This is a genomic window from Microbacterium sp. LS_15 (assembly GCF_041954735.1).
Taxonomy (GTDB): Bacteria; Actinomycetota; Actinomycetes; order Actinomycetales; family Microbacteriaceae; genus Microbacterium.
Genome location: NZ_JAVAYD010000006.1, coordinates 172,290 through 195,834 on the forward strand (window position 1 = coordinate 172,290; position 23,545 = coordinate 195,834).

25 protein-coding genes are annotated in these 23,545 nt (G+C 69.8%); 19 read left to right on the plus strand and 6 right to left on the minus strand.

Features of this window, described 5'->3' with window-relative positions; translation table 11 throughout:
* Positions 1-193 precede the first annotated feature (193 nt).
* Genes RAC69_RS10135 through RAC69_RS10145 form a run of 3 tightly spaced genes read right to left on the minus strand, consistent with a single transcriptional unit; the run spans position 194 to position 3,178 of the window.
* The gene (locus RAC69_RS10135; protein WP_375086709.1) at positions 194-1,024 is read right to left on the minus strand and encodes a zinc-ribbon domain-containing protein; all 831 of its coding nucleotides are present in this window, start codon (positions 1,022-1,024) and stop codon (positions 194-196) included.
* A gap of 58 nt (positions 1,025-1,082) precedes the next feature.
* Complete coding sequence (locus RAC69_RS10140; protein WP_375086710.1) at positions 1,083-2,210, minus strand: hypothetical protein; 1,128 nt, start codon at positions 2,208-2,210, stop codon at positions 1,083-1,085.
* A complete protein-coding gene (locus RAC69_RS10145) occupies positions 2,207-3,178 on the minus strand; it encodes a hypothetical protein (protein WP_375086711.1) in 972 nt (323 codons plus the stop codon). The genes RAC69_RS10140 and RAC69_RS10145 overlap by 4 nt, the downstream gene beginning before the upstream one ends.
* An 85-nt stretch (positions 3,179-3,263) precedes the next feature.
* Here RAC69_RS10145 and RAC69_RS10150 point away from each other — a divergent pair, with 85 nt between their 5' ends.
* Together RAC69_RS10150 and RAC69_RS10155 are read left to right on the plus strand one after the other, a co-directional pair.
* Positions 3,264-4,277 (plus strand): hypothetical protein, encoded by a 1,014-nt coding sequence (locus RAC69_RS10150; protein WP_375086712.1) that lies wholly within the window; start codon positions 3,264-3,266, stop codon positions 4,275-4,277.
* Between the two features lie 133 nt (positions 4,278-4,410).
* Positions 4,411-4,770: a hypothetical protein gene (locus RAC69_RS10155; RefSeq protein WP_375086713.1), complete on the plus strand. Its 360-nt coding sequence runs from the start codon at positions 4,411-4,413 to the stop codon at positions 4,768-4,770.
* 56 nt (positions 4,771-4,826) lie between these two features.
* On the opposite strand, the gene RAC69_RS10160 is transcribed toward RAC69_RS10155, so the two are convergent.
* Positions 4,827-5,360 (minus strand): Lrp/AsnC family transcriptional regulator, encoded by a 534-nt coding sequence (locus RAC69_RS10160; RefSeq protein WP_341932908.1) that lies wholly within the window; start codon positions 5,358-5,360, stop codon positions 4,827-4,829.
* Between the two features lie 204 nt (positions 5,361-5,564).
* Between RAC69_RS10160 and RAC69_RS10165 the strand changes: the two genes are divergently transcribed.
* Genes RAC69_RS10165 through RAC69_RS10185 form a run of 5 tightly spaced genes read left to right on the plus strand, consistent with a single transcriptional unit; the run spans position 5,565 to position 10,824 of the window.
* Entirely contained in the window at positions 5,565-7,151 is a 1,587-nt protein-coding gene (locus RAC69_RS10165) for an ABC transporter substrate-binding protein (protein ID WP_375086714.1), read from the plus strand.
* Between the two features lie 14 nt (positions 7,152-7,165).
* Complete coding sequence (locus RAC69_RS10170) at positions 7,166-8,227, plus strand: ABC transporter permease (protein WP_375086715.1); 1,062 nt, start codon at positions 7,166-7,168, stop codon at positions 8,225-8,227.
* Entirely contained in the window at positions 8,224-9,135 is a 912-nt protein-coding gene (locus tag RAC69_RS10175; protein ID WP_341932911.1) for an ABC transporter permease, read from the plus strand. Before RAC69_RS10170 ends, RAC69_RS10175 begins: the two co-directional genes overlap by 4 nt.
* On the plus strand, positions 9,132-9,992 hold the full coding sequence (locus RAC69_RS10180; RefSeq protein ID WP_375086717.1) for an ABC transporter ATP-binding protein: 861 nt from the start codon (positions 9,132-9,134) through the stop codon (positions 9,990-9,992). Before RAC69_RS10175 ends, RAC69_RS10180 begins: the two co-directional genes overlap by 4 nt.
* Entirely contained in the window at positions 9,985-10,824 is an 840-nt protein-coding gene (locus RAC69_RS10185) for an ABC transporter ATP-binding protein (RefSeq protein ID WP_375086718.1), read from the plus strand. Before RAC69_RS10180 ends, RAC69_RS10185 begins: the two co-directional genes overlap by 8 nt.
* Positions 10,825-10,887: 63 nt before the next feature.
* On the opposite strand, the gene RAC69_RS10190 is transcribed toward RAC69_RS10185, so the two are convergent.
* Positions 10,888-11,880 (minus strand): LacI family DNA-binding transcriptional regulator, encoded by a 993-nt coding sequence (locus RAC69_RS10190; RefSeq protein ID WP_375086719.1) that lies wholly within the window; start codon positions 11,878-11,880, stop codon positions 10,888-10,890.
* Between the two features lie 160 nt (positions 11,881-12,040).
* Between RAC69_RS10190 and RAC69_RS10195 the strand changes: the two genes are divergently transcribed.
* The 8 genes from RAC69_RS10195 to RAC69_RS10230 all read left to right on the plus strand — a co-directional run bounded on the left by RAC69_RS10195 (position 12,041) and on the right by RAC69_RS10230 (position 20,606).
* Complete coding sequence (locus RAC69_RS10195) at positions 12,041-13,900, plus strand: glycoside hydrolase family 2 protein (protein ID WP_375086720.1); 1,860 nt, start codon at positions 12,041-12,043, stop codon at positions 13,898-13,900.
* A 74-nt stretch (positions 13,901-13,974) separates the two neighbouring features.
* Positions 13,975-15,285 carry an ABC transporter substrate-binding protein gene (locus RAC69_RS10200; protein WP_375086721.1) on the plus strand — a complete coding sequence of 437 codons (1,311 nt, stop codon included), beginning with the start codon at positions 13,975-13,977 and terminating at the stop codon, positions 15,283-15,285.
* Between the two features lie 61 nt (positions 15,286-15,346).
* Positions 15,347-16,288 carry a carbohydrate ABC transporter permease gene (locus RAC69_RS10205; protein ID WP_375086722.1) on the plus strand — a complete coding sequence of 314 codons (942 nt, stop codon included), beginning with the start codon at positions 15,347-15,349 and terminating at the stop codon, positions 16,286-16,288.
* Positions 16,285-17,205, plus strand: coding sequence for a carbohydrate ABC transporter permease (locus tag RAC69_RS10210; protein ID WP_375086723.1), 921 nt, complete (start codon positions 16,285-16,287; stop codon positions 17,203-17,205). Before RAC69_RS10205 ends, RAC69_RS10210 begins: the two co-directional genes overlap by 4 nt.
* Complete coding sequence (locus tag RAC69_RS10215; RefSeq protein ID WP_375086724.1) at positions 17,202-17,861, plus strand: hypothetical protein; 660 nt, start codon at positions 17,202-17,204, stop codon at positions 17,859-17,861. The genes RAC69_RS10210 and RAC69_RS10215 overlap by 4 nt, the downstream gene beginning before the upstream one ends.
* Complete coding sequence (locus tag RAC69_RS10220; protein ID WP_375086725.1) at positions 17,858-18,967, plus strand: Gfo/Idh/MocA family protein; 1,110 nt, start codon at positions 17,858-17,860, stop codon at positions 18,965-18,967. Before RAC69_RS10215 ends, RAC69_RS10220 begins: the two co-directional genes overlap by 4 nt.
* A complete protein-coding gene (locus RAC69_RS10225) occupies positions 18,964-19,893 on the plus strand; it encodes a PmoA family protein (protein ID WP_375086726.1) in 930 nt (309 codons plus the stop codon). Before RAC69_RS10220 ends, RAC69_RS10225 begins: the two co-directional genes overlap by 4 nt.
* Positions 19,890-20,606, plus strand: a complete 717-nt coding sequence (locus RAC69_RS10230; RefSeq protein ID WP_375086727.1) for a cupin domain-containing protein — start codon at positions 19,890-19,892, stop codon at positions 20,604-20,606. The genes RAC69_RS10225 and RAC69_RS10230 overlap by 4 nt, the downstream gene beginning before the upstream one ends.
* Before the next feature lie 213 nt (positions 20,607-20,819).
* On the opposite strand, the gene RAC69_RS10235 is transcribed toward RAC69_RS10230, so the two are convergent.
* Positions 20,820-21,524, minus strand: coding sequence for a hypothetical protein (locus RAC69_RS10235; protein ID WP_375086728.1), 705 nt, complete (start codon positions 21,522-21,524; stop codon positions 20,820-20,822).
* A gap of 228 nt (positions 21,525-21,752) precedes the next feature.
* Here RAC69_RS10235 and rpsF point away from each other — a divergent pair, with 228 nt between their 5' ends.
* The 4 genes from rpsF to rplI are packed head-to-tail and all read left to right on the plus strand — an operon-like array spanning position 21,753 to position 23,398.
* Positions 21,753-22,121 (plus strand): 30S ribosomal protein S6, encoded by a 369-nt coding sequence (rpsF, locus tag RAC69_RS10240; RefSeq protein ID WP_096713566.1) that lies wholly within the window; start codon positions 21,753-21,755, stop codon positions 22,119-22,121.
* Positions 22,122-22,126: 5 nt separating this feature from the next.
* Positions 22,127-22,630, plus strand: coding sequence for a single-stranded DNA-binding protein (locus RAC69_RS10245; protein WP_096713565.1), 504 nt, complete (start codon positions 22,127-22,129; stop codon positions 22,628-22,630).
* 49 nt (positions 22,631-22,679) lie between these two features.
* Complete coding sequence (gene rpsR, locus RAC69_RS10250) at positions 22,680-22,934, plus strand: 30S ribosomal protein S18 (RefSeq protein ID WP_096713564.1); 255 nt, start codon at positions 22,680-22,682, stop codon at positions 22,932-22,934.
* Between the two features lie 11 nt (positions 22,935-22,945).
* Positions 22,946-23,398 (plus strand): 50S ribosomal protein L9, encoded by a 453-nt coding sequence (gene rplI / locus RAC69_RS10255; RefSeq protein WP_096713563.1) that lies wholly within the window; start codon positions 22,946-22,948, stop codon positions 23,396-23,398.
* Positions 23,399-23,545 lie beyond the last annotated feature (147 nt).

Below are 23,545 nucleotides of genomic sequence, written 5' to 3' on the forward strand. Positions count from 1 at the left end.
CGTCGCAATATGATGCAACGTGCTGCGGGATACCATTTTCGTATACGCGTTGATACGTCAGTCCCCAGCTGACCACGCGTCCGGACGGTTCGACCGTCCTGCGGAGGGAGAGTCAGATCTTCTTCTGATCCCGAGGGGGGATGGGGTGGGCCGCTGATCCCCGACAGCACCCACCCCCACACACTCCGCCGCGTCATCGCAGGTAGGCGTCGACCAGGAGGTCGCCGCGGATGCCGCGGAACGCGTCGAGCAGGCGGGTGATGCCGCGCACTCCGACCGAGGTCATCCGCAGGTCGAACGGGCCGATCGGCGCAAGCGGCCCCGTGCGGATGCGCACGACCTCCCAGCCGGCTCCGCGCAGCGCGCGGTCCTTGCGCTGATCGGCATCCTGTCGCTTGCCGACGTGCTCGAGACCGTGGCGTCCGACCGTGTCGTACTCGACGGCGATGCGCAACTCGGGGATCACGATGTCGGGCCACACCTCGGTGTGCCGGAAGAAGGGCCGCGACACCTTGACCGCGTTGACCCCGCTGTCGAAGAGCAGGCGCTCGGTGAGCCCCGCCCGCAGCGCAGCCTCGGCCGCGGATGACGGCCGAGGCGCGCAGGTGCTGAGGAATGCCGTGCCGGAGGGGAGGTCGGGCGTCTTCGTGCACAGCGCGGGCGAGGGCCGGCGGGGTGCCCGGGGGATCGCGCGGGCCTCGCCCAGGACGACGGGTTGCGGTCGTGCGAGGGTCGAGCACTCCGGACACCAGGCCGAACGGCGGCGGATGCGCCCTGGTCGCTCGCGCTGCTCGGTCGGGGTCGCGGCGAAGCGGTGCCCGACGGTGCACTCCCAGCACAGCAGCACATCGGCGGCGAGGGGGATCTGCGACAGGGTCACACCGTGATTCAGCTCCGGGTGGTACTGGCGGATCAGCTCCGGATAGGCGGCCCAGGCTGTGCGGAAGGTGCCGACCTCGTAGGGCACGGCGCTGCCGCGCGAGAACTGCCTCCTCGCCCACCACTGCTGCACCGGCTCCGCCACACCGCGACAGTAACCGGATGCACCGACACCGGCCGCGGTCCGGTGCGAGACGGGGAAGTCAGAATGCGTTCCGCAGGTACCAGAGCGCGATGAAGCCGAGGATGACCACCACCGGCAGCCAGCGGAAGCCGCGCTTGAGGCGCCGTCCTTCGGCGGCCACCCCGGGCGGCGGCGCGAGCAGACCGGCAGGCGGCGCGAACGGCAGCTGGGCGCTGGCCGTCTGCGGGTCCACGGCGGGGACCACGGATGCCGGAGCGCTCGCCGCTTCCTCTCGCAACCGGTCGTCGCGCCACCGCGCCCACTGGTCGAACTTGGTGATGAGCGCGCCGACCGCGCCGAACAGCCACGACCAGGTCGCGGGGTCGAGCGTCGATGCGCGTCGCTGCGTGTAGAGGAACAGCCAGTCGTCGACGATCTCCACGTCGAGTTCGGCGGCGTTGTCGATGAAGCGGGCCATGATGTCGGGCGTGAAGAGGTATAGCGCGTCGCGCTCGTAGCCGGCAGGGCAGTAGAGCGTGAAGTACTCGTCGAAGTCCCCTTCGAGCGACAGCCGCTGCTCGCGCTGGAACGAGGCGGGCAGATTGGAGCCGAACGCGTTGTTGCCCTTCGCGTCGAGCACGATGTTCGGCAGCGGCACGTCGAGCTTCACCGCGACGTACCCCCAGCGGTAGGTGGTCGAGTTCTTCCCCGACTGCACCGTGTACTGGTAGTTACCGAATTCGACGAACCGCGGGTTCGTGCCCCGCACGAGGTCTGTCGAGACGCGCGAGCGGCCGAGGCTGAAGATCATGCCGGGCAGCGGAGGGTCGGCGATCCGCGCCTCGTACGTCATACCGTTGGCCCGGGCGAACCTGTCGAGCCGGTACCGCGTGACCCGCGCTCGCCGCCAGCCGACGAGCGCACCGATGCCGATCGCGACGCCCACGCCGCCGAAGAGCAGCAGTCCGATCCCGGCGAACCCGAAGTCGCGCGGGCTGGTGGCGAGGCCGATCAGCACGGAGGCCGCGATCGGGACGGAGACGAGCACCACGATCACGACGACCACGAGACCGATCACGGTCGAGACCGACATGCCCAGCGAACCGCGGGCGCGGAGCTCCGCCGCGAAGGCGCTGACGGCTCGGGGGTCGACGGGATCGGTCAGAGGTCGGCTGTCGAAGCTCGTGGCGGGCTGCGGCTGGCTCATCGGTTCACCTCGTCGCTGTCCCCGTGCAGCTCGGCGCCCTCGCTGATCGGGAAGGCCTCCAGCGCGGGGTCGGCGCACAGGGCGGCGACGAGCTCGGCCGACCCGGCGACGACCGTGGAGTCGTAGTCGATCTCGCTGACCAGCACCCACGCCCGATCCTCGGGCCAGAGGATGCTGGGGCTCTGCGCGCTCGGGGGGAATCCGTGCTGCTCGCCGGGGAGGTCGCGCCACGGCGCACGCAGCGCCCAGTCGGCATCGGCGAACTCGGCGACGCCGGCCGAGAACAGCACGTAGGCGCGGTCCCGCGTGTGGAAGCGCGGTCCCTCGGAGATCTCCTTCGACAGGATGCCCTCCTGCCACGTCTTCCTGCGGAAGACGTCGTTCAACGGGTCGTGCACGCTGCGGTCGAGCATCGCCCGGTGGTTCGGATCGTCGACGGGCGTCAGGAACGCGCGCGACGGGGTGTGCCCGAAGTGGCCGAGCAGACCGCCGAAACCCTCCCACAGTGCGGCCACTCCGTCGTCGGGCGTGCCCGTGGCCGCACGCAGGTGCGTCGCGATCGCGGCGACGGTCTCCGGCGCGAGGGCGCCCTCGGCCGGGGCGCTGAACTCCCGACCGTCCGGGGCGACGCGGGTCTGCCAGTCCTCGTCCATCGGCGTGCGCACCACGCGCTGCCACTGGGCGAGAGGATGCAGCACGGTGCCGAAAGCCCGGGCGGCCTCGGCCCAGGTCGTGGGTTCGTCGATGAAGAGCTCCATCAGTCGCTGCTGCTCGGCTCCCGGCATCCGCTCCCAGTCGTCGAACGTCGGAACGGGCCGATCGGGGAGCGAGCGCACGATCGCCGGGTGCAGGATGCGTGCGTAGGCCGGGTATCCGTGGGGGACGACCGAGTGCATCGACGAGTTCCACGGGTCGTCGAGCCTGTCGCGCAGCCATGATCCGGCCGAGGGGTCGGGCATCCAGTGCATGCGACCCACGCTACCCGGGGGAGTGCGCGGCACGACGGTTCGCCGCTACTGTGCGAGGGGAAGTCCAGAGCGGGGAGGGCCGGGGATGGTCGACGGGGTCGCTGTGGTGCCGGGCGAACGCGTGTTCCGTCGTCATCCGGCACGGGCCGTGATGAGCGCGGTCGTGACGACGGCGGTGCTGTCGACGTTGACCCTCTTCGTGCTGCCGCAGTTCCTGCCGCGCCGCATGGACATCCCGACGCGCGGGATCATCGTGCTGGTCGTGGCGCTCGCCCTGACCGCGGCGGTGTGGCTCGGTATCTTCTGGTTCCGCAACGTCCGCGTCGTCGTCCGCCCCACGACGGTCGAGGTCGGACGCGGCGGCAACCGCGAGGTCTTCGACCGCGCCACGACCGTGTTCCGCTCGAAGATCACGGAGCACCGCACGAACGGCATCCGCAGCGGGGTCACCCGCGCTCTCATCGTCTACAGCAACGGGCGCGAGATCATCGTGGAGCTGCCGGGCTTCACACGCACGACCTTCAACGAGCTCATGGCCGTGCTCAGCCCGGTCGACGAGCCGCCGGCGGTGGATCCCGTCGCGGCCGCTCGCGCGAGAGCGCACCTGCCGACGTCGTTCGCGGTGGACGCGTCGAAAGAGCGCGGGTTCGCGAACGGCCTGCTCGTCGGAGCGGTCGCAGCCCTGCTCGTGACCCTCGCCACGGTCGCCGTCGCCGTCACCCCGGGATTCCTCGACGGCGAGCTGTCGGCGCTCGTCCTCATCGCGCCGTTCGCGGGCGTCGCGGGCGTCGGACTGCTGATCGGCGCGGTGCAGCGGCGGAGGGTGCTGCGCGGCATTCCGTCGCGCATCGGGGTCAGTCAGCAGGGTCTCCGCCTCGACGACCTCGACGTCCCGTACGCGCAGCTGAGCCGCATCTGGCTCACCCCGACGGGCTACCCGGTGCGTCGCCTCCGCCTCGAGCGGCAGGCCGGCCGATCGACCACCCATGTGCTCGGATCGTCGCGCGTGCAGATGGTCCCGGAGTACGAGACGTTCCTCGTCACGGTGCGCGCGCAGACCGCGCATCTGCCCGGTCTTCTGCGCCTCGACCTGGAATGACGGGTCAGACGAAACGGATGCCGCGGCAGGCCCGCGGAGCGTTTCGTCTCGCCCCTGCTGCGCGTTCGCCGGGCGCGGCAGACGCCTGGATGCCGGGTGGGAGCGCCCCCACGGAGCGCCGCATAATCGGAGGGTGACCTCGCCTACGACGACTATCCCCTCCCTCGACGGCCGCCGCTTCCGCATGGTGTCGTCGACCACCTCCGCCGTCGACCCGGAGGCGCCGAGCGAGTTCGTCTACTGGGAGAAGGACGGCGCGATCTGGGGCGATTACTCGGGCGACACCGTGACCTTCGGGCGCTTCGTCGGCACCCGCACCGGCGACACCATCTGGGTGTCGTTCGTGCATGTGCTCGTCGTCGACGGAACGGTCGTCACCGGCAACGGCGAGAGCGACCTCGAACTGACGGATGCGGGGCTCATCCGGCTCGTCGAGCACTACGAGATGCACGGCCTGCCCCAGCTGAGCGTGTGCGAGGAAGTCGCTCCCTGAACGCTTGTTCAATCTAACCTGCCGGCTCCCCTCCCCGTACCGACGACGACCGCGAGTCAGCGGGGCGGGAGGGCGTCGCGGCCGGGGGATGCCGGAGTCCAGCGCGTCATGCCGAGGGGCACCGCCATGTCGCGTTCGGGAAGGTCGGTCGGCAGCAGATACGAGCGGCGCACGACTTCGTCGAGCACGACGACGCTCACCACCGTGCGCACCTCGGGCAGCTGCGCGATGACTCCGGTCGAGAACTCGTGCACACCGCTGACGTCGACGGCACGGATGAGCAGCATCGCGTCGTGCTCGCCCGTCGTGATCGCGCACCACTCGACATCGGGCATCTCGACGACGCGGTCGCGGAACGACGCCCACGCCTGCGGGTGCACCGTGACGAACACCAGTGCCCCGATGGACAGGCCGGCCTTGGCCTGATCGACCGTCGCGCTGAATCCGGTGATGACACCGTCCTGCATCAGCGACTCGACCCGCGTGTAGGCGTTGGCGCGGGAGATCCCGACGCTCTCGGCGAGAGCGGCGATCGAGATACGACCGTTATCGCGCAGGGTGTCGAGGATTCTGTACGCGGTGTCGTCCAAAGGGGTGGCACTTCGTCCAGAATGCTGCGAACCTTCGCTGTTCTTGCTGGACATATGTCTCCTCCCGTGCGAGGTGCTGGGACAGACCGTGAGTTCGGTTGCATCCTCGCTGGACACATCGTCCCATATGATGCGAATCTGATCACCGGTCGTCCACCCGGCATCGACCGAACCCGAATGTACTCCTCGCCTCTGGAGGCTCTCATGTCGTCACGTCGCAGCACGTCCGTCATCGCGATCGGAGCGGTCTCGCTCCTCGCGCTCGCAGGATGCTCCGGAGGCAACTCCGCGAACAACAGCGATGGCACCTCGTCGTCCGGTTCGCTCGTCATCGACACGGCGTTCTCGATCGAGACCGCCGACCCCGGCCACACCTACGACCCGACCGGCAACATGATCGCGAAGGCGCTCTACGAGACGCTCGTCGACTTCGAGGGCTCCGACGTGTCGACTCCGGTCCCGGGTCTCGCGTCCTGGGAGCAGAACGACGCCGCGACCGAGTTCACCTTCACGCTCGAGGGCGACCGCGTCTTCTCCGACGGCTCGCCGATCGAGGCGAAGGACGTCGTCTTCACGCTGCAGCGCATCCAGGGCATGGAAGACGCGAAGCCGAACTTCCTGCTCGGCGGTCTCACCATCACCGAGGTCGACGACAAGACCATCAGCATCACCTCCGAGACGCCGCTGCTGCAGCTGCCCGCGATCCTCGCGAACCCTGCACTCGGCATCGTCAACTCCGACGTCGTGATCGAGAACGGCGGCACGACCGACGGCTCCGACTCGGCGCAGAAGTTCCTCGACGGCGCCTCCGCCGGTTCCGGACCCTTCGTGCTCGACACCCTCGACCTCTCGTCGCAGGTCGTGCTGACGAAGAACGACGAGTACAACGGCGACGAGGAGGCCGGCTACGACCGCGTCGTGGTGCGCAACGTCTCGGAGAGCGCGACCCAGCTCGCGAACCTCAAGGGCGGCGACTCCATGGTCGCGATGGACCTCAACGGCGACCAGGTCGCCGGTCTGGGCGACGGCCTCCAGGTCGAATCGGTCCCCTCCGGTCAGACCATCTTCCTGCTGCTGAACCAGTCCTCGGCCGTCGCCGGCGAACTCGCGAACGTGAAGATCGCCGAGGCCATCCGCTACGCGCTCGACTACGACGCTCTGCTCGAGCTCGCGGGTTCCGGTGCCGTGCAGGCGACCGGTGTCATCCCGCCCGGATTCGAGGGTGCCCTCGACAGCGGTGTGGAGCAGGACCTCGAGAAGTCGAAGGCCGCGCTCGCCGAGGCCGGCTACACCGGTCAGACGCTGAAGCTGCAGTTCCCGAACGACTACCCCGTCGGCGGCGTGGAGTTCACCCCGCTCGCCGAGCGCGTGCAGGCGCAGCTCGAGGATGCCGGCATCACGGTCGAGCTCGCTCCGGCGCCGTTCGCCACCGAGCTCGACGCGTACGTCAACGGCACCGAGGGCTTCGGCCTGTGGTTCTGGGGTCCCGACTACGCCGACTCCGCGAACTTCCTGCCCTTCGCCCCCGGCCTGAAGGTCGGCCTCCGCGCCGGCTGGACCGCCGAGGCGAACCCCGAGATCGCGGGCATCGCCGCCGGTGCGGCCGCCGCGACCGACGAGGGCCAGCGCAGCGAGGCGTTCACCGCGTTCGCCGAGGCCATGCAGGCCGAGGGTCCGTTCGTGCCGCTGATCGTCCCCGGTCGCAACATCGCCACGGCCGATGCCGTCTCCGGCGCCGTATACAACTCGGTGTGGGAGATGGACATCGCCGAGATCCAGCCCGCCGGCTGAGAGGGCTCTGACGCATGACGACGGTGGCCGTGCAACGCCAGGCGCAGCGTCGCAGGTCGCCGCTCGTCGGCTACCTGCTGCGCCGGGCCGGAACCTCCCTGCTCCTGCTGGTGGGGGTCACGATCGTGACCTTCGCGCTGACGAACCTCGTGCCCGGCGACCCCGTGTCGGCGGCACTCGGTGAGGGCGCGTCGCAGAATCCCGCGACGCGTGAGGCGTTCATCAAGGAGCACGGGCTCGACCAGCCGTTGTTCGTGCAGTACTTCATCTACATGGGGAACCTGCTCCGCGGGGACCTCGGCACATCGCTGGTGACCGGGCGACCGGTCACCAGCGATCTCGCCACCGCCGTGCCGGCGACCATCGAGATCGCGATCGGCGCGATCATCCTGAGCCTCGCCGTCAGCATCGTGCTCGGCACGCTCGCCGCGTACCGCCGCGGGCTCGTCACCGATCAGGTCATCCGGGTCGTGACGCTGGTCGGCCTCAGCGTCCCCACCTTCTGGCTCGCTCTCGTGAGCTTCTACGTCTTCTTCCTCGAGCTGCGCATCGCGCCCGGGTCAGGCCGCATCTCGCCCTCGATCACACCGCCGCCCCGCATCACCGGGCTGTACACGGTCGACTACCTCCTCAACGGCGACGGCGTCGGCTTCTTCGACGCCCTCGCGCACCTCGCCCTGCCGGTCCTGGTGCTGTCGCTCGTGACGATCGGTCTGCTCACGCGGTTCATCCGCACGTCGGTGCTCGAGGTGCTCGGCAGCGACTATGTGCGCGCGGCCAGGGCCAAGGGGCTCCCCGCGATGCGCGTCATCCCCGACTACGTGCTGCGCGGCGCGTCGCTCCCGATCCTCACCGTCGTGGGCGTCGCGTTCGGCTCGCTGCTCTCCGGCACGGTGCTCGTCGAGTCGGTGTTCGCGTGGCCGGGGCTCGGCACGTACGCCTACAACTCCGCTGCCAACCTCGACCTGCCGGGCATCATGGGCGTCGGTCTCGTCGTCGGCGTCATCTACCTCCTCATCAACTTCGTCGTCGATCTGCTCTACGGCGTCCTGGACCCGAGAGTGAGGATCGCATGAGCCGCATCGACTCGGCATCCGGGCCCTGGCGGTTCCGCTTCCGCTGGCCGCGCGCCTGGCGCACCCCGCTCGGCGTGATCGGCACCGTGATCGCCGCCGCCTGGATCATCGTCGCCTTCACGGCCCAGTGGTGGGTGCCGTACGGGCCGAACGCCCAGGTGCTCCCGCGTCTGCAGGAGCCGGGGATCGACACCCTGCTCGGCACCGACGGCAACGGGCGCGACATCTTCTCGCGTCTGATGACCGGCGCGACGGTCAGCCTGCCGCTGGCGCTCATGCTCGTGATCGCCGCGATGATCATCGGCACCACGATCGGCGCCGTCGCCGGGTACTTCGGTCGCGGCGTCGACGAGACGCTCATGCGCATCACCGACCTGTTCATGGCGTTCCCGACCGTCATCCTCGCGATGGTCGTGGCGGCGTCGCTCGGTCCGTCGCTGTTCAACGCCGTGATCGCCGCGATCGTCGTGTCGTGGCCGCAGTACGCCCGTGTCACCCGCAGCATCGTGCTCGGGCTGCGCGGACAGAACTACGTCATCGCCGGACGCCTGCTCGGCCATTCGCCCGTCCGCACGCTCTTCGTCGACATCCTCCCCAACATCGCCGGACCCATGCTCGTGCTGGCGACCCTCGACATCGGCGCGGCGATCCTGCTGCTCTCCGGCCTGTCGTTCCTCGGACTCGGTGCGCAACCGCCGACCGCCGAGTGGGGGTCGATGATCTCCGCGGCCATGCAGAACTTCGACGCGTGGTGGCTCGGGGTGTTCCCCGGACTCGCGATCCTCACCGTCGTGCTCGCGTTCAACTTCCTCGGTGACGCGATGCGCGACGTGCTCGACCCGACGGCCGAGGTCACGCACGAGAAGCAGGCCGACCACGTCGCCTCGGCGAAGGGAGCGGCGGCATGAACGCGTCCGCAGCAGCGCCGGCTCTCCGCATCCGCGATCTGACGATCGAGATCGGCCGCCCTCTCGTGCACGGCATCTCGCTCGACCTGCAGGCGGGGCGCATCCACGGACTCGCCGGCGAATCAGGATCGGGCAAGACCCTCACCTCGCTCGCCGTGCTCGGCCTCCTGCCTCGGCAGGCGCGCACCGGCGGTTCGATCACCCTCGCGGGCGAGGAGCTCGTCGGACTCCGCCGGCGCGGTGTCAACCGCATCCGGGGCAAGCGCATCGCGATGGTCTTCCAGGACCCGTCCGCCTCGCTGCACCCTCAGCTGCCCGTCGGCCGCCAGCTCACCGACCACATGCGGGTGCACCTCGGACTCCGCGGCGCCGCCGCGACGGCCAGGGCGATCGAGCTGCTCGAGACGGTGCAGGTGCCGAATCCGGATGCCGCGCTCCAGCGCTACCCGCACCAGTTCTCCGGGGGTCAGCGTCAGCGCATCGCGATCGCGTGCGCGCTCGCCTGCGATCCGGAGGTGCTGCTCGCCGACGAGCCGACCACGGCCCTCGACGTCACGGTGCAGGCCGGCATCCTGAAGCTCCTCCGCGACCTCGCCACCGAGCGCGATCTCGCGGTGCTGCTGGTCACGCACGACCTGGGTGTGATGAGCGCGATCGCCGACGAGGTCGCCGTCATGAAGGACGGTCGGATCGTCGAGAAGGCCGACCGCGAGACGCTGTTCCGCGACCCGCAGCACGAGTACACCCGCACACTGCTCGCCGCACTCCCCGGCTCGAAGGTCGAGGAAGCCACCGCGGGACCCGTCGCGGATGCCGACCCGGTCGCGCCCAGCGAGAAGGAGGATGCCGATGAGTGACGTCTCCGTCCTCGACGCGCAGGGCGTCGTCGTGCGCTACCCGGGCAACCCGCCGGTCGTCGCCGTCGACCAGGTGTCGATGCAGGTCGCACCGGGTGAGACCGTCGCGCTGGTCGGCGAGTCGGGCAGCGGCAAGTCCAGCCTCGCCCGCGCTGTCGTCGGCATCGAGAAGATCGCCGCCGGGGAAGTGCGGTTCCGCGATGCGCCGGTCACGCCGCTCGGCATCCGCCGCCGCAAGCTCGCGCTCACCGGCATCCAGATGGTGTTCCAGGACCCGTCGACGTCGCTGAACCCGCGCCGCCGGGTGGGCGACCAGATCGCCGACGGCATCGCGACCGCTCGGGCACGCGGCGCCGAGGGCTCGCGCGTGGAGGAGTGGCTCGAGCGCGTCGGGCTCCCGGCTCAGGTCGCGACCCGGTTCCCGCACCAGTTCTCGGGCGGGCAGAAGCAGCGCATCGCGATCGCCAGGGCGCTCGCAGCGCGGCCGTCGCTGCTCGTGGCCGACGAGCCGATCTCGGCCCTGGACGCCTCGACGCAGACCAGCGTCGCCGGACTCATGCGCGACCTCGTCGCCGAGGCCGGAGCGGGGATGCTGTTCATCTCGCACGACCTCGCCGTGGTCCGCCGCATCGCCGACCGCACCTTCGTCATGTACGCGGGCCGCGTGCTGGAGTCGGGGCCGACCGATCGCGTGTGGACCGCGCCGCAGCATCCGTACACTCGGGCTCTGCTCGCGGCGATCCCGGAGCCGGACGGCACCGGGCGCATCCCCGCCGCTCCGTCGACCGCCGAGCGGATCGCCTGGTCGGAGATCCCGCCCGTCATCGGCTGACGTCCGGGTCCGGGTCGGCTCGTGCTTCCGGTACCAGCCCCGAAGTGTCGGGGACGGGCCGGGTCAGCGGGGGATGAGGCGGTGGGGCACCTCGTGGTGCGATCCGGGTTCGGTCTTCGCGTCCTGCAGGATGTCGAGGATGACGGATGCCGCCTGCTCGACGCCGTGGTCGACGGTCGAGAACGCGGGGATGTGGAAGCGTCCCTCCTCGATGTCGTCGAAACCCATCACCTGCACCCGGTCGGGCACCGAGATGCCGTGGCTGCCGAGCGTGTACAGCGCGCCCAGCGCCAGGCTGTCGCTGAAGCAGAACAGGGCGTCGAAGTCGGTGCCCTCCGCGATGAGCCGCTCGACGGCGATCGATCCCTCGGCGCGGTTGAACTGGTCGACCGTGGCGTAGAGCGCGGGGTCGTCGGCGATGCCCGCGGCGGCCAGCGCCTGTCGATAGCCGTCGAACCGGAGGCGGGAGGTGGCGGTCGGCCCCGACTGCTGCACGCCGACCGCGGCGATGCGCCGGCGCCCCTGCTCGATCAGGTGTGCGGTGGCGGCGGCTGCCGCTGACACGTTGTCGATACCGACGTGGTGCACGGCGGGGGTCAGCAGTCCCTCGGCCTGCTCGCCGATGAGCACGAGCGGGGGAGAGGCCGGTCGGCCCACGAGGTCGTCGGGGCGCAGAGCCAGGGGGCTCATGACGATCCCGTCGAGCGCGGGGAATCCCTCGCCGGCCATCATGGCGAGCTCGGCCGCGCGGTCGGCGCCGGTCTGCGCGATGAGCACAGTGAGGGACCGTGTCTGAGCCGCGCTCACGAACTGCGAGGCGAACTCGGCGAAGTACGGCTCGCGCAGGTCGGGGAGCACGAGGGCGATGAGCCCGCTGCGGCCGTTGCGCAGCTGTCGAGCCGCGAGGTTGGGGCGGTAGCCGAGCTCGTCGATCGCGGCGAGGATGCGCTGGCGCACCTCGTCGCCGACCCAGCCGGTGCCGTTCACGACGTTGGAGACCGATTTGGCGCTGACGCCGACCCGGGCGGCGACGTCGGCGAGCGTGACGCGGGGCATGCGGGGCTCCTCTGAGACGGACGGCGTTCTTCGGTTGACTCTAGTTCAACGTGGAACTATCGTGTAGTTCAACGTGGAACGGAAAGCGATTTCCGAGCCGCCGACGACGGCGGATCAGACGACGAGAACCGGCGCAGATGCCGGAAGAGGGAGCCCACCCGTGGTGACGCACGACGCCGACCGAACGAACGAGAGCCTGCGCGCGAGCGCGCTGGAGTCCGCCCGCCCGCGGCCGCAGCTCGTGCGCGAGTCGTTCCTCCTGCTCGACGGAGAGTGGGGCTTCGCGCACGACGACGCCGACCGCGGCCTCGCGGAGCGGTGGTTCGACGGACGCGCGCTGGGCGGCAGCATCCTCGTTCCGTTCCCCCCCGAGTCGCCGGCGTCCGGCGTCGGCGAGACGGGGTTCCACCCGGTCGTCTGGTACCGCCGCTCGCTCACCGGCGCGCAGCTCGCCGAGGTCGGCCACGCAGCGGGGGAGCGGGCCGTCCTCCACTTCGGGGCGGTCGACTACCGGGCCTCCGTCTGGATCGACGGGCAGCTGGTCGGATGCCACGAGGGCGGCCACACGCCCTTCGCGCTCGACATCACCGACGCGCTCGACCCCACGACCGACGAGCACGCGATCGTCGTACGCGCCGAGGACGACCCGCACGACCTCTCCCAGCCGCGCGGCAAGCAGGACTGGGAGGAGCACCCGCACGCGATCTGGTACCACCGCACGACCGGCATCTGGCAGTCGGTGTGGCTGGAATCGGTCGCCCGGCAGCACATCACCGGGCTGAACTGGACCAGCGAGCTGACCGCCGGCACCGTGACCCTCGACCTCACGCTCAGCCGGGACGACCGGGCGAACGCGCGCGTGCGCATCGCTCACGAGGGCCGCGAGCTCGCCGCCGCGACCGTGCAGACGACCGGCACGAGGGCCACCCTGACGGTCGCCCTCGACGGGCAGAGCAACGGCCAGAACTACGAGGGACTGCTGTGGCGCCCCGGACAGCCCACGCTGCTCGACGCCTGGATCGAACTCGACGACGGGGAGCGGACGGATGCCGTCGCCAGCTACCTCGGCCTGCGCAGCGTCTCGTGGAGCGACGGAGCACTCCTGCTCAACGACCGGCCGGTGACGCTGCGCTCGGTGCTCAGCCAGGGCTACTGGCCGGAGTCGCACCTCGCCGCACCCTCGCCCGACGCGCTGCGCCGCGAGGCCGAGCTGATCGCGGAGCTGGGGTTCAACTCCGTGCGCGTGCATCAGAAGGTGGAGGACGACCGTTTCCTCTACTGGGCCGACCGGCTCGGGCTGCTCGTGTGGGGCGAGATGGCCGCGACGTACACGTTCGACGAGCGGGCTGTGCAGCGCACCACCGCCGAATGGACGGCCGCCGTGCTGCGCGACCGCGCCCACCCGAGCATCGTCACGTGGGTGCCGCTCAACGAGAGCTGGGGAGTGCAGCACATCGCCTCGCGGGCGGATCAGCGGGCGTTCGCCGAGGGGCTGTACCAGCTCACGAAGGCCCTCGATCCCACGCGGCCCGTCATCTCGAACGACGGCTGGGAGCTCGGCACGTCCGACCTGTGGACCATGCACGACTACGAGGCCGACGGCGAGGCCCTCGCCGACCGCTACGACATCGACGACGCCGAGCTGCGCGCGTACATCTCGGGAATCGGCCCGGCCGGGCGGCGTGTGCGACTGCCCGGCACCTCCGACGACGGCCAGCCGATCATGCTCACCGAGTTCGGCGGCGTGAAGTGGGCGGCAGACGCGAGCCCCGACGACTCGTGGGGCTACTCCGAGGCCGCCGGCGCGGAGGACTACACCCGCATGCTCGCGTCGATCCTCGGTGCCGTGCAATCGGGGACCCGCGGTTTCCGAGGTCGCGCACGCGGCCTCTCCGGCTGGTGCTGGACCCAGCTCACCGACACGATGCAGGAACGCAACGGCCTGCTCACCGAGACCCGCGAGCCCAAGCTGCCCATCGAGATCATCCGCTCGCTGATCCAGGGGACCGAGATCGCCTGATCGCCCACCGCCGTCCGGCGCGTCCTGCCGCCGACACACACCAGGGCTCACGCCCGCTCAATGAGGAGACACCCATGTCGAAGAGATTGCCCGCATCGCTCGCCCTCGCCGGCGTCGCCGCCCTCGTGCTCGCCGGCTGCGGCACCGGAAGCGGATCCGACGCCGCCCCCGAGGAGGTCACGTTCGATGAGGACACCGCCGCCGAGATCAGCTTCTCGTGGTGGGGGAACGAAGACCGTGCCGCCCGCTTCGAAGAGGTCGTGGCGCTGTTCAACGAGCAGTACCCGAACGTCGAGGTCGTGCGGAACTTCAACGCCTGGGGCGACTACTGGACCGCACGCAACACCGAGGCCGCGGGCAAGTCGCTTCCGGACGTGGTGATGATGGATGCCGGATACCTCGGCGAGTACGCGAGCAAGGGGCTGCTCGCCGACCTGTCTCCCTACCGTGACACGCTGCTGCCGCTCGACGGCATCACCGACCAGGTGCTCGGATCGGGCACGGTCGACGACCAGCTCGTCGGGGTCCCGCTCGGCACCAACGCCTGGTCGATGATGTACAACAAGGACATCCTCGACTCCTTCGGCATCGACTACCCGACCGACGACATGACGTGGGACGAGCTGAACGACTTCATCCTCGAGGTGAACGAGGCGGGCGCGGCATCCGATCCGAAGATCTACGGCGCCGAGGACTACACGGGCGGCCTCCCCAACTTCATCTACCACCTGATGCAGGACGGCAATCCGGTCTTCGAGGAGGACGGCACCCCCGCCTTCGACGAGGACGACGTGATCGAGTACCTCGACAGCGCAGCCGACCTCCGCGAGGACGGCGAGTTCTACCCGGTGGAGCGCAGTGTCGCCCTCTCGCCGAGCGGCGGATTCCTCGCCGGCGAGGCTGCGATCTGGTTCAACTTCTCGACCACGGTGCTGCAGGGCATGACGGATGCCGGCACCGAGAACATCGGCATGGTGCAGCCTCCGCTCGAGAAGGGCGAGAAGGAGCACGTGCTCGCCCCCAAGCCGAGCATGCTGCTGAGCGTCGCGAAGAACTCCGACCAGCAGCAGGCCGCCGCCGCGTTCGTGAACTTCCTCACCACCTCGCCCGAGGTCGCCGAGGTCTTCGGAACCTCGCTCGGCACCCCGCCCACCGAGGAGGGTCGCGCGGCCATCGACCAGACGCCCGCCGACACCGTCAACCTCGACTACCTCGCGTCGGTCGACGACGAGCTCACCGCCAGCTACCCGATCCTCCCCGCCGGCTACGGCACGATCGAGGCGAAGTGGGGCGAGCTGCACGAGCAGCTGCGCTACGGCGACCTGACGACGAAGCAGTTCGCGCAGGAGCTGTTCTCCGAGATCTCCCTCGTGCTCGGATCCTGACCGTCTCGCATCCCCCTGCCGCACGGCCGTGGCGCCCGGCTGCAGGAGAAAGGAACATCCCATGACTGCTCCTGCAGCCACCGCACCGCCCCGTGCGCGGTCGAGCGCGCGGGCACGGCGCGAGACACGGGCCGGCTACCTCTTCCTCAGTCCCTGGCTCATCGGGTTCTTCGCGCTGACCGCCGGACCGATGGTCGCGTCGCTCGTGCTGTCGTTCACCGACTACAACCTGTTCAACGACCCGGAGTTCATCGGGCTCGAGAACTACACCCGCATGTTCACCGACCCGAACTTCCTGCAGGCGGTGAAGGTCACCGGCATCTACGTGCTGATCGGCACCCCACTGAAGCTGGTCGCCGCGCTCGGTGTCGCGATGCTGCTCAACGCGCCGCGACGAGGGCAGGGGTTCTACCGCTCGGCGTTCTACCTCCCGTCGCTGATCGGGGGGAGCGTGTCGATCGCGATCGTGTGGAAGGCGATGTTCATCGACAACGGCATCGTCGCCCAGATCGGGTCGTTCTTCGGCGGGCCGCCGGCATCGGAGGGCGGATGGGTCGGCGATCCGGCCCGCACCCTGCCGCTGCTGATCCTGCTGACGGTGTGGCAGTTCGGGGCGCCGATGGTGATCTTCCTCGCCGGACTCAAGCAGGTTCCGCCTGAGCTGTACGAAGCGGCATCCGTCGACGGCGCGGGCCCGGTGCGGCGCTTCTTCTCGATCACGATCCCGATGCTGTCGCCTGTGCTGTTCTTCAACCTGCTGCTCGAGACGATCCACGCGTTCCAGGTGTTCAACTCGGCGTACATCATCTCGAACGGCAGCGGAGGACCCGCGGGATCCACGCTGTTCTACACGCTCTACCTCTACCTGCGCGGGTTCCGCGACTTCCAGATGGGATACGCCTCGGCGATGGCCTGGGTGCTCGTGATCGTCGTCGGTCTCGTGACCCTCATGCTGTTCCGCAGCTCCCGCGCGTGGGTGCACTACGCAGGAGACGAACGATGACCAGGGCGATCACGCAGACCGAACTCATCACGACCGACCCCTCCGGACCGCGCGCCCGCGGCGAGGCGAGCGGGTTGCGCTGGCGTCGCGGCGCGCGCACGGCGGTGTTCCACGTGCTCACGCTCGCGGTGCTGGTCGTCATCCTCTACCCGGCGGTGTGGATGGTGATGTCGTCCTTCAAACCGGGGAACGAGATCATCGGCTCGGTGAGCCTCGTGCCGGAGTCCTTCTCGTTCGACAACTACGCGAAGGCGCTCTCCGGCATCGGCGGCGTCTCGTTCTGGACGTTCGTGGTGAACTCGCTCATCCTCGCGGTGGCGTCGGTCGTCGGCGTGGTGCTGTCGTGCTCGATCACGGCGTACGCGTTCGCGCGCATCCGATTCCGCGGCAGCAAGCTCTTCTTCCTCTGCATGATCGCGACGATGCTGCTGCCGTTCCACGTCGTGATCATCCCGCAGTACATCGTGTTCAACCAGCTCGACATGATCAACACCTACTGGCCGCTGCTGCTGGGCAAGTTCCTCGCCGCCGACGCGTTCTTCGTGTTCCTCATGATCCAGTTCATCCGGGGTCTTCCGCGCGATCTCGACGAGGCGGCGCGCATCGACGGCGCGGGGCACGTGCGCACCTTCACGGCCGTGATCCTGCCGCTCATGAAGCCCGCGCTCGTGACGAGCTCGATCTTCGCGTTCATCTGGTCGTGGAACGACTTCTTCGGTCCGCTGCTGTACCTGAAGGACCCGGGCATGTACACGATGCCGCTCGCGCTGCGGCTCTACGTCGACCAGACGTCGACGAGCGACTACGGAGCCCAGATGGCCATGGCGATCCTCGCGCTGCTCCCCGTGGTGCTGTTCTTCCTCGCGTTCCAGCGCTACCTGGTGTCGGGCGTCGCGACCGAGGGACTCAAGGGATGACCGCCGACAGGGGCACGGCGATGCGGACCGAGACCCGGCGCGTGTTCGGCGGCTCGGGGGTCGCGACCTTCGGCGAGATGCTCGTCATCGGGCTCGCCGTTACGCTCATGTCGCTTCCGCTCCTGACTCTCGTCCCCGCGTTCGCGGCGGGTGCGCGGCACTTCCGTGCGCACCTCGACGACGAGCCGGATGCCGTGCGGCTGCTCGCGCTGCGCGGCGTGCAGGCCGTGCGCTCCGGGTGGTGGTTCGGCGCGGCATCCGCTCTCGTGATCGGCCTCCTCGTCGTGAACGCGCTCGGCGCCGCGCAGGGACAGCTGCCCGGCGGCATCCCGTTCGCGATCGTCAGCGGAGGGCTGGCAGCGCTCGTCGCGGTCGCCGTGCTGCGCACCGCTGCTCTCTGGACACCGGAGGCGCGCTGGGGCGATCTCTGGCGACAGGGCCGCGGACTCGCGATCGACGATCCGATCGGCAGCGCGCTGGTGCTCGCCGGGATCGGCGTGAGCGCGGTCGTCGTCTGGATGCTGCCGCCGTTGGTCGTGATCGCCCCCGGTCTCATCGTCGTGGCGCTCGTCGCCGCGGAACGCCGCCGCACGGCGGGTTCCCCCACGCCGTCGTCCGTCTCATCGTCGTCCGTCTCATCGAAGGGAAACGCATGACCGCCCATCCACCGGCCGTCCGCGTCGGGATCATCGGCACCGGCGGCATCGCGCACGCGCACGCCGCGGCGATCGCCGACCTCACGGGCGAGATGGAGCTCGTGGTCGTCGCCGACATCGACGCCGACCGGGCCGCCGCCTTCGCCGCGCAGTACGGAGCGACGGCGGTGACGGATGCCGAGGAACTGCTCGCCGTCGAGGGACTCGGCCTCGTCCACATCTGCACGCCTCCGGGAACGCACGCGCCCCTGGCGATCGCCGCCATGCGCGCCGGCGTGCCGGCGCTGGTCGAGAAGCCGACGGCGCTGAGCCTCGCCGAGCTCGACGAGATCGCGCGCGTCGAGGCGGAGACGGGCGTGCCGACGCTCACCGTGTTCCAGCATCGGTTCGGCCCCGCGGCCGTGCACCTGCGACGCATGATCGACGACGGCGACCTCGGGCGTGCGCTCGTCGCGACCTGCGAGACCCTCTGGTACCGCGACGACGAGTACTTCGCCGTGCCGTGGCGCGGACGGTGGGAGGTCGAGGGCGGCGGCCCGACCATGGGTCACGGCATCCACCAGTTCGATCTGCTGCTCTCGCTGCTCGGCCCGTGGGCCGAGGTCACCGCGATCGCCGCGCGGCAGACCCGCCCGACCGACACCGAGGACGTGTCGGCCGCGCTCGTGCGCTTCGAGAGCGGTGCGGTCGCGACCGTCGTGAACTCCCTCGTGTCGCCGCACGAGACCTCGCGCCTGCGCCTCGACTTCGAGCACGCGTCGGTCGAGCTCCGGCACGTGTACGGCTACACGACCGACGACTGGACCTTCACGCCAGCCCCCGGCCATGAGGAACTGGCCGAGCGCTGGGCCGCCGGACCGTCGGCCGCGCGGGCCAGCGCACACCGCGATCAGTTCGCCGCGCTCGCCGCGGCGCTGCGCGAGGGCGGCACACCGCCGGTTGCGCTGTCGGACGCCCGGCGGACGCTCGAGTTCGCCGCAGCGACGTACGCCTCGGCCTTCCGCGGCGAGGCGGTCGCGGCAGGCCGGATCGTCGACGGCGACCCGTTCCACACCTCGATGAGCGGCGGGCTGGTGCCCTGGCCGCCGCGGAAGGAGAAGGCATGACCGAGGCGTTCCCGGCAAGCCAGGCGTTCCAGGCGAGCCACGACATCGGCCGCAGCGTGACCGTGCGCGACGGGGAGATCGAGCTGTTCCGGTACACCTACGCCCCCGACCACCCGCAGCTCGAGTCGCCGCGGCCGTACCTGCATCCGCTCCGCACCCGTGGCGGCGACCTCGTGAGCCTGTACCGTCCGCACGACCACGTGTGGCACAAGGGCATCTCCTGGGCGCTGCCGGTCATCGACGACGAGAACTTCTGGGGCGGCTGGTCGTACGTGCATGGGCAGGGCTACGTATCGCTGCCGAACAACGGCGAGCAGCGTGCGGTGGGCGAGGTCGCGGTCACGGTGGGGGAGGCCGTGACCATCGCGCACGAGCTGCAGTGGATCACCCAGGCGGGCGAGCATTGGTTCGACGAGAGGCGCGTGCTGACCGCGGCGCCGGTCTCGGAGACCGCGTGGGCCCTGAGCTTCGAGACGAGGATGACCAACGTGCGGGGGAGCGCCGTCTCCTTCGGGTCGCCGACCACGAGAGGGCGGGAGAACGCCGGCTACGGCGGCCTCTTCTGGCGCGGACCGCGGTCGTTCACGGGCGGCACCCTCGTCGCGCCGGGTGTGCAGGGGCGCGACGAGCTCCGAGGGCAGCGGCACGAGTGGATGGGGTTCGTCGGGCGGCACGACGGTGTCGACCGTTCGTCGCTGCTGCTCATGCTCGACGACGACCGCAACCCGCATCATCCACCGCAGTGGTTCGCGCGCTCCGACGAGTTCGCGGCCCTCAACCCCGCTCCGTTCTTCAGCGAGGAGACGGTGGTCGCGGCGGGGGACACCCTGCACCACCGCTACGGTGTCGGGGTCGCCGACGGCACGGTCGACGACGCCGCAGGGCTCGCGGATGCCGTGCGCGACCTGGTGCGGAGCGCCGGATGACCTCGGCCTCGACGTTCCCCGGCGGCATCGGGGTCTCGGAGCTCGCGGTCTATGACACCGCCGCCGTCGACGGACTCAGCGGCGGGAGCCCGCACATGCACCTCGTGTCGACCGAGGCCTACGCTGTGATCGGCGGGCGCGGCGCGCTGCAGACGATCGACGCGACGGGATTCCGCGAGACGCCGCTGTCGTCGGGATCGGTGGTCTGGTTCACGCCGGGCACCATCCATCGAGCGATCAACGACGGCGATCTGCGGGTCATGGTTCTCATGAGCAACGCCGGTCTGCCGGAGGCGGGGGATGCCGTGATGACGTTCCCGCCCGAGCACCTGGTGGATGCCGAGACCTATGCCGCAGCGGCGTCTCTCGACGGGCCGGGCGGGACGGCAGAGCGGGGGCAGCGCGCGGAACGGAGGCGAGACCTGGCGGTGCAGGGGTTCCTGCGGCTGCGGGATGCCGTGCGCGACGGCCGTCTGGAGGAGCTGCGCGCCTTCTACGCGGCGGCGGGGGCGCTGGTCCGCGACGTCAGTGCGGAGTGGGGGGCGCTCGTGGAGGAGGGGCCGTTCGCCCAGGCGCGCCGCAGTCTCGACCTGGCCGGCCGCGTGGCGGAGGGCGACGTGAGCCATCTGACCCTCGCGTCGGTGACTGCGGCGCCGGAGCGCGCGGCGGAGGCGGCCTTCGGGATGTGCGGGCGACTGCATCCGCGTCTCTGAGCGGGTTCCGCACGCGGCATCCGCCCGCACGCGGCATCCGCTCGCGCGCGGCATCCGCTCGCACGCAGCGAAGGAGATCGCACGCACTGCAGGACCCGACACGACGGATGCTCCTTCGCAGCGTGCGATCTCCTTCGCAGCGCCACCGTGGATACAGCGAAGCGGGCCGGGGCATCAGCCCCGACCCGCTCGGTCCCGCGTCCGATCAGACGATCAGAGCGGTGCGACGATGTCCTGCTTCACGTCCCACTCGGTGATCTCGAGCGAGGTCTCGATCGACTGGCCGGCGGCCTCGGTGGCGCCCGTGGTCGCGAGCACGACGTAGTCGGCGGTGATCTCGTAGGTCATCTCGACGGAGACGCCCTGCTGCTCGGCGGTGCCGGTCAGGATGTAGACGTCCTGGCCCAGGCGCGAGCCCTTGCCCGTCACGGTGAACTCACCCGACAGCGCGCCGGCTGCGACGGCGGGGTCGGTGTCGTTCGCGGTGGCGGCGGCCTGGCTGAGGCCGGCGACGATCGGGTCCGACGAGTTCGGGTCGGCGACCTGCCACTCGCTGGTGGAGGACTTGACCCACTCGTCGTCGCCGATCACGATGACCGAGCCCATCGGGGTCGACCAGGCGATGGCCTCGTTCGACGGGTTGTACTGGGCCGTGGTCTCCATGCCGAGCACGGTCATCTTGGCGGCGTAGCCCTGCGAGTCGGTCATCGCCTCGGTGATGCACCCGCCCAGCGTGGCTCCGTCGACGGTCGCACCCTCGGTGAGCTCCGGGCAGTCGGATGCGGGAGCGGTGCTCTCCTCCGCGGCGGGCGTGGACGACGCGGTGTCGTCCTTCGGCTCGTCCGCGGGTGCGGAACAGCCGGTGAGCAGGATGGCGGCGGCCAGGACGATGCCGGCCCCGATCTTGTTGACGCGCATGCGCGTTCCCCCTTCGGTCGTCTGTGGGCGCTGACGATCAGCACGCACCCCACCAGCATGCCAGGCCGGTCCCGACCGGGTGGAAGCAGCGCAGAGGAAACTCCGCTAGACTGACGAGGTTGTCTGCCCTCAGGCGCCCATTCGGATGCCCGGACGGACGACGTGCTACACACCCTCCTGCTTCCGGGAAAGTCCCGGAAGCCGTTCTAGTCCGAAGGAGGTGGGTAAGTGACGCACCAGTACGAACTCATGGTCATTCTGACCCCCGAGATCGACGAGCGCCAGGTCGCTCCTACGCTCGACAAGTTCCTGAAGGTCATCACCAACGATGGTGGCTCGATCGAGAACGTCGACGTCTGGGGCAAGCGCCGTTTCGCGTACGAGATCCAGAAGAAGACCGAGGGCATCTACGCCGTCGTCAACTTCACCGCGACCAGCGAGGCCACGCAGGAGCTCGACCGTCAGCTCAAGCTGAACGAGCAGATCATGCGCACCAAGGTGCTGCGCGCCGAGGAAGCTCAGGCGATGATCGCTTCCGAGGCCAAGCGTGCCGAGGAGAAGGCTGCTCGCAAGTCCGCCAAGGCAGCGAAGGCGTAAGTCTCATGGCCGGCGAAACAGTCATCACCGTGGTGGGAAACCTCACGGCCGACCCCGAACTGCGCTACACGCAGAACGGACTGCCGGTGGCGAACTTCACCATCGCGTCGACCCCGCGCAACTTCGACCGTCAGGCGAACGAGTGGAAGGACGGCGAAGCGCTGTTCCTCCGCGCGTCGGTCTGGCGCGAGTTCGCCGAGCACGTGGCGGGTTCGCTGACCAAGGGCATGCGCGTCATCGCGCAGGGCCGTCTGCGTCAGCGCTCCTACCAGGACCGTGAGGGCAACCAGCGCACCGCGATCGAGCTGGAGGTCGACGAGATCGGCCCCTCGCTCCGGTACGCGACCGCGCAGGTCACCCGTGCGGCGTCGAACGGTGGCGGCGGCGGCGGACAGTCCCGCCCCGCCCAGCAGCAGGTGTCGGAGGAGCCGTGGTCCACGCCCGGCTCGTCGACCAGCGCCGATGCCTGGAGCACTCCGGGCAGCTTCGGCGACGACACCCCCTTCTGAAACAGATCTCCGGATGCTGCGGCATCCGTCTCATAACTAAGGAAAACCAATGGCTGGAAAGTCGAGCGGCGACCGCCGCAAGCCGCGGAAGGGCGCGAAGAACGCCGCTCCCGCGAAGTCGATCCGGGTCGGTGTCATCGATTACAAGGATGTCTCCACCCTTCGCAAGTTCATCTCGGAGCGTGGAAAGATCCGCGCCCGTCGTATCACCGGTGTCTCCGTGCAGGAGCAGCGTCTGATCGCTCGCGCGATCAAGAACGCTCGCGAGATGGCTCTCCTGCCCTACGCCGGCGCTGGCCGCTGAGGGGTACCGACATGGCAAAGCTGATTCTTACGAACGAGGTCGCCGGGCTCGGAAGCGCCGGTGACGTGGTCGAGGTCAAGAACGGGTACGCCCGCAACTACCTCATCCCCCAGGGCTTCGCTACGGCGTGGACCCGCGGTGGCGAAAAGCAGGTCGCTTCGATCCAGGCTGCTCGTCAGGCTCGCGCGATCCACGACCGCGACGAGGCCGTGGCGCTGAAGAACTCGATCGAAGACACCAAGGTCCGCCTGGCCGTCAAGGCCGGCAACGAGGGTCGTCTCTTCGGTTCGGTCAAGACCGCCGATGTCGCCGACGCTGTCGCGGCCGCCGGTCTCGGTTCGATCGACAAGCGCAAGGTGCACATCACCTCCGCGATCAAGTCGGTCGGCGAGCACGAGGCCACCGTCCGTCTGCACGACGACGTGACCGCTGTCATCACCCTGCAGGTCGTCGCCGCCAAGTAAGCGACGTCTTCGCGAGAACGCCCTCTGTCCCTCGGGACAGGGGGCGTTCTGCATCCCCGCCCACCCCGTCCCCGCCCCTCCCACCCCGTTCCGGCCCCGCCCACCCCGTTCCGGCCCCGCCCGCCCCGTCCCCCGTCCCCCACCGAG

Excerpts from the sequence above, each read along its gene's own strand:
- RAC69_RS10140 (WP_375086710.1), bottom strand. The coding sequence starts at position 2,210 with ATGAGCCAGCCGCAGCCCGCCACGAGCTTCGACAGCCGACCTCTGACC.
- RAC69_RS10145 (WP_375086711.1), bottom strand. The coding sequence starts at position 3,178 with ATGCACTGGATGCCCGACCCCTCGGCCGGATCATGGCTGCGCGACAGG.
- RAC69_RS10150 (WP_375086712.1), top strand. The coding sequence starts at position 3,264 with ATGGTCGACGGGGTCGCTGTGGTGCCGGGCGAACGCGTGTTCCGTCGT.
- RAC69_RS10165 (WP_375086714.1), top strand. The coding sequence starts at position 5,565 with ATGTCGTCACGTCGCAGCACGTCCGTCATCGCGATCGGAGCGGTCTCG.
- RAC69_RS10170 (WP_375086715.1), top strand. The coding sequence starts at position 7,166 with ATGACGACGGTGGCCGTGCAACGCCAGGCGCAGCGTCGCAGGTCGCCG.
- RAC69_RS10175 (WP_341932911.1), top strand. The coding sequence starts at position 8,224 with ATGAGCCGCATCGACTCGGCATCCGGGCCCTGGCGGTTCCGCTTCCGC.
- RAC69_RS10180 (WP_375086717.1), top strand. The coding sequence starts at position 9,132 with ATGAACGCGTCCGCAGCAGCGCCGGCTCTCCGCATCCGCGATCTGACG.
- RAC69_RS10185 (WP_375086718.1), top strand. The coding sequence starts at position 9,985 with ATGAGTGACGTCTCCGTCCTCGACGCGCAGGGCGTCGTCGTGCGCTAC.
- RAC69_RS10190 (WP_375086719.1), bottom strand. The coding sequence starts at position 11,880 with ATGCCCCGCGTCACGCTCGCCGACGTCGCCGCCCGGGTCGGCGTCAGC.
- RAC69_RS10200 (WP_375086721.1), top strand. The coding sequence starts at position 13,975 with ATGTCGAAGAGATTGCCCGCATCGCTCGCCCTCGCCGGCGTCGCCGCC.
- RAC69_RS10205 (WP_375086722.1), top strand. The coding sequence starts at position 15,347 with ATGACTGCTCCTGCAGCCACCGCACCGCCCCGTGCGCGGTCGAGCGCG.
- RAC69_RS10210 (WP_375086723.1), top strand. The coding sequence starts at position 16,285 with ATGACCAGGGCGATCACGCAGACCGAACTCATCACGACCGACCCCTCC.
- RAC69_RS10215 (WP_375086724.1), top strand. The coding sequence starts at position 17,202 with ATGACCGCCGACAGGGGCACGGCGATGCGGACCGAGACCCGGCGCGTG.
- RAC69_RS10220 (WP_375086725.1), top strand. The coding sequence starts at position 17,858 with ATGACCGCCCATCCACCGGCCGTCCGCGTCGGGATCATCGGCACCGGC.
- RAC69_RS10225 (WP_375086726.1), top strand. The coding sequence starts at position 18,964 with ATGACCGAGGCGTTCCCGGCAAGCCAGGCGTTCCAGGCGAGCCACGAC.
- RAC69_RS10230 (WP_375086727.1), top strand. The coding sequence starts at position 19,890 with ATGACCTCGGCCTCGACGTTCCCCGGCGGCATCGGGGTCTCGGAGCTC.
- RAC69_RS10235 (WP_375086728.1), bottom strand. The coding sequence starts at position 21,524 with ATGCGCGTCAACAAGATCGGGGCCGGCATCGTCCTGGCCGCCGCCATC.
- RAC69_RS10245 (WP_096713565.1), top strand. The coding sequence starts at position 22,127 with ATGGCCGGCGAAACAGTCATCACCGTGGTGGGAAACCTCACGGCCGAC.
- rpsR (WP_096713564.1), top strand. The coding sequence starts at position 22,680 with ATGGCTGGAAAGTCGAGCGGCGACCGCCGCAAGCCGCGGAAGGGCGCG.
- rplI (WP_096713563.1), top strand. The coding sequence starts at position 22,946 with ATGGCAAAGCTGATTCTTACGAACGAGGTCGCCGGGCTCGGAAGCGCC.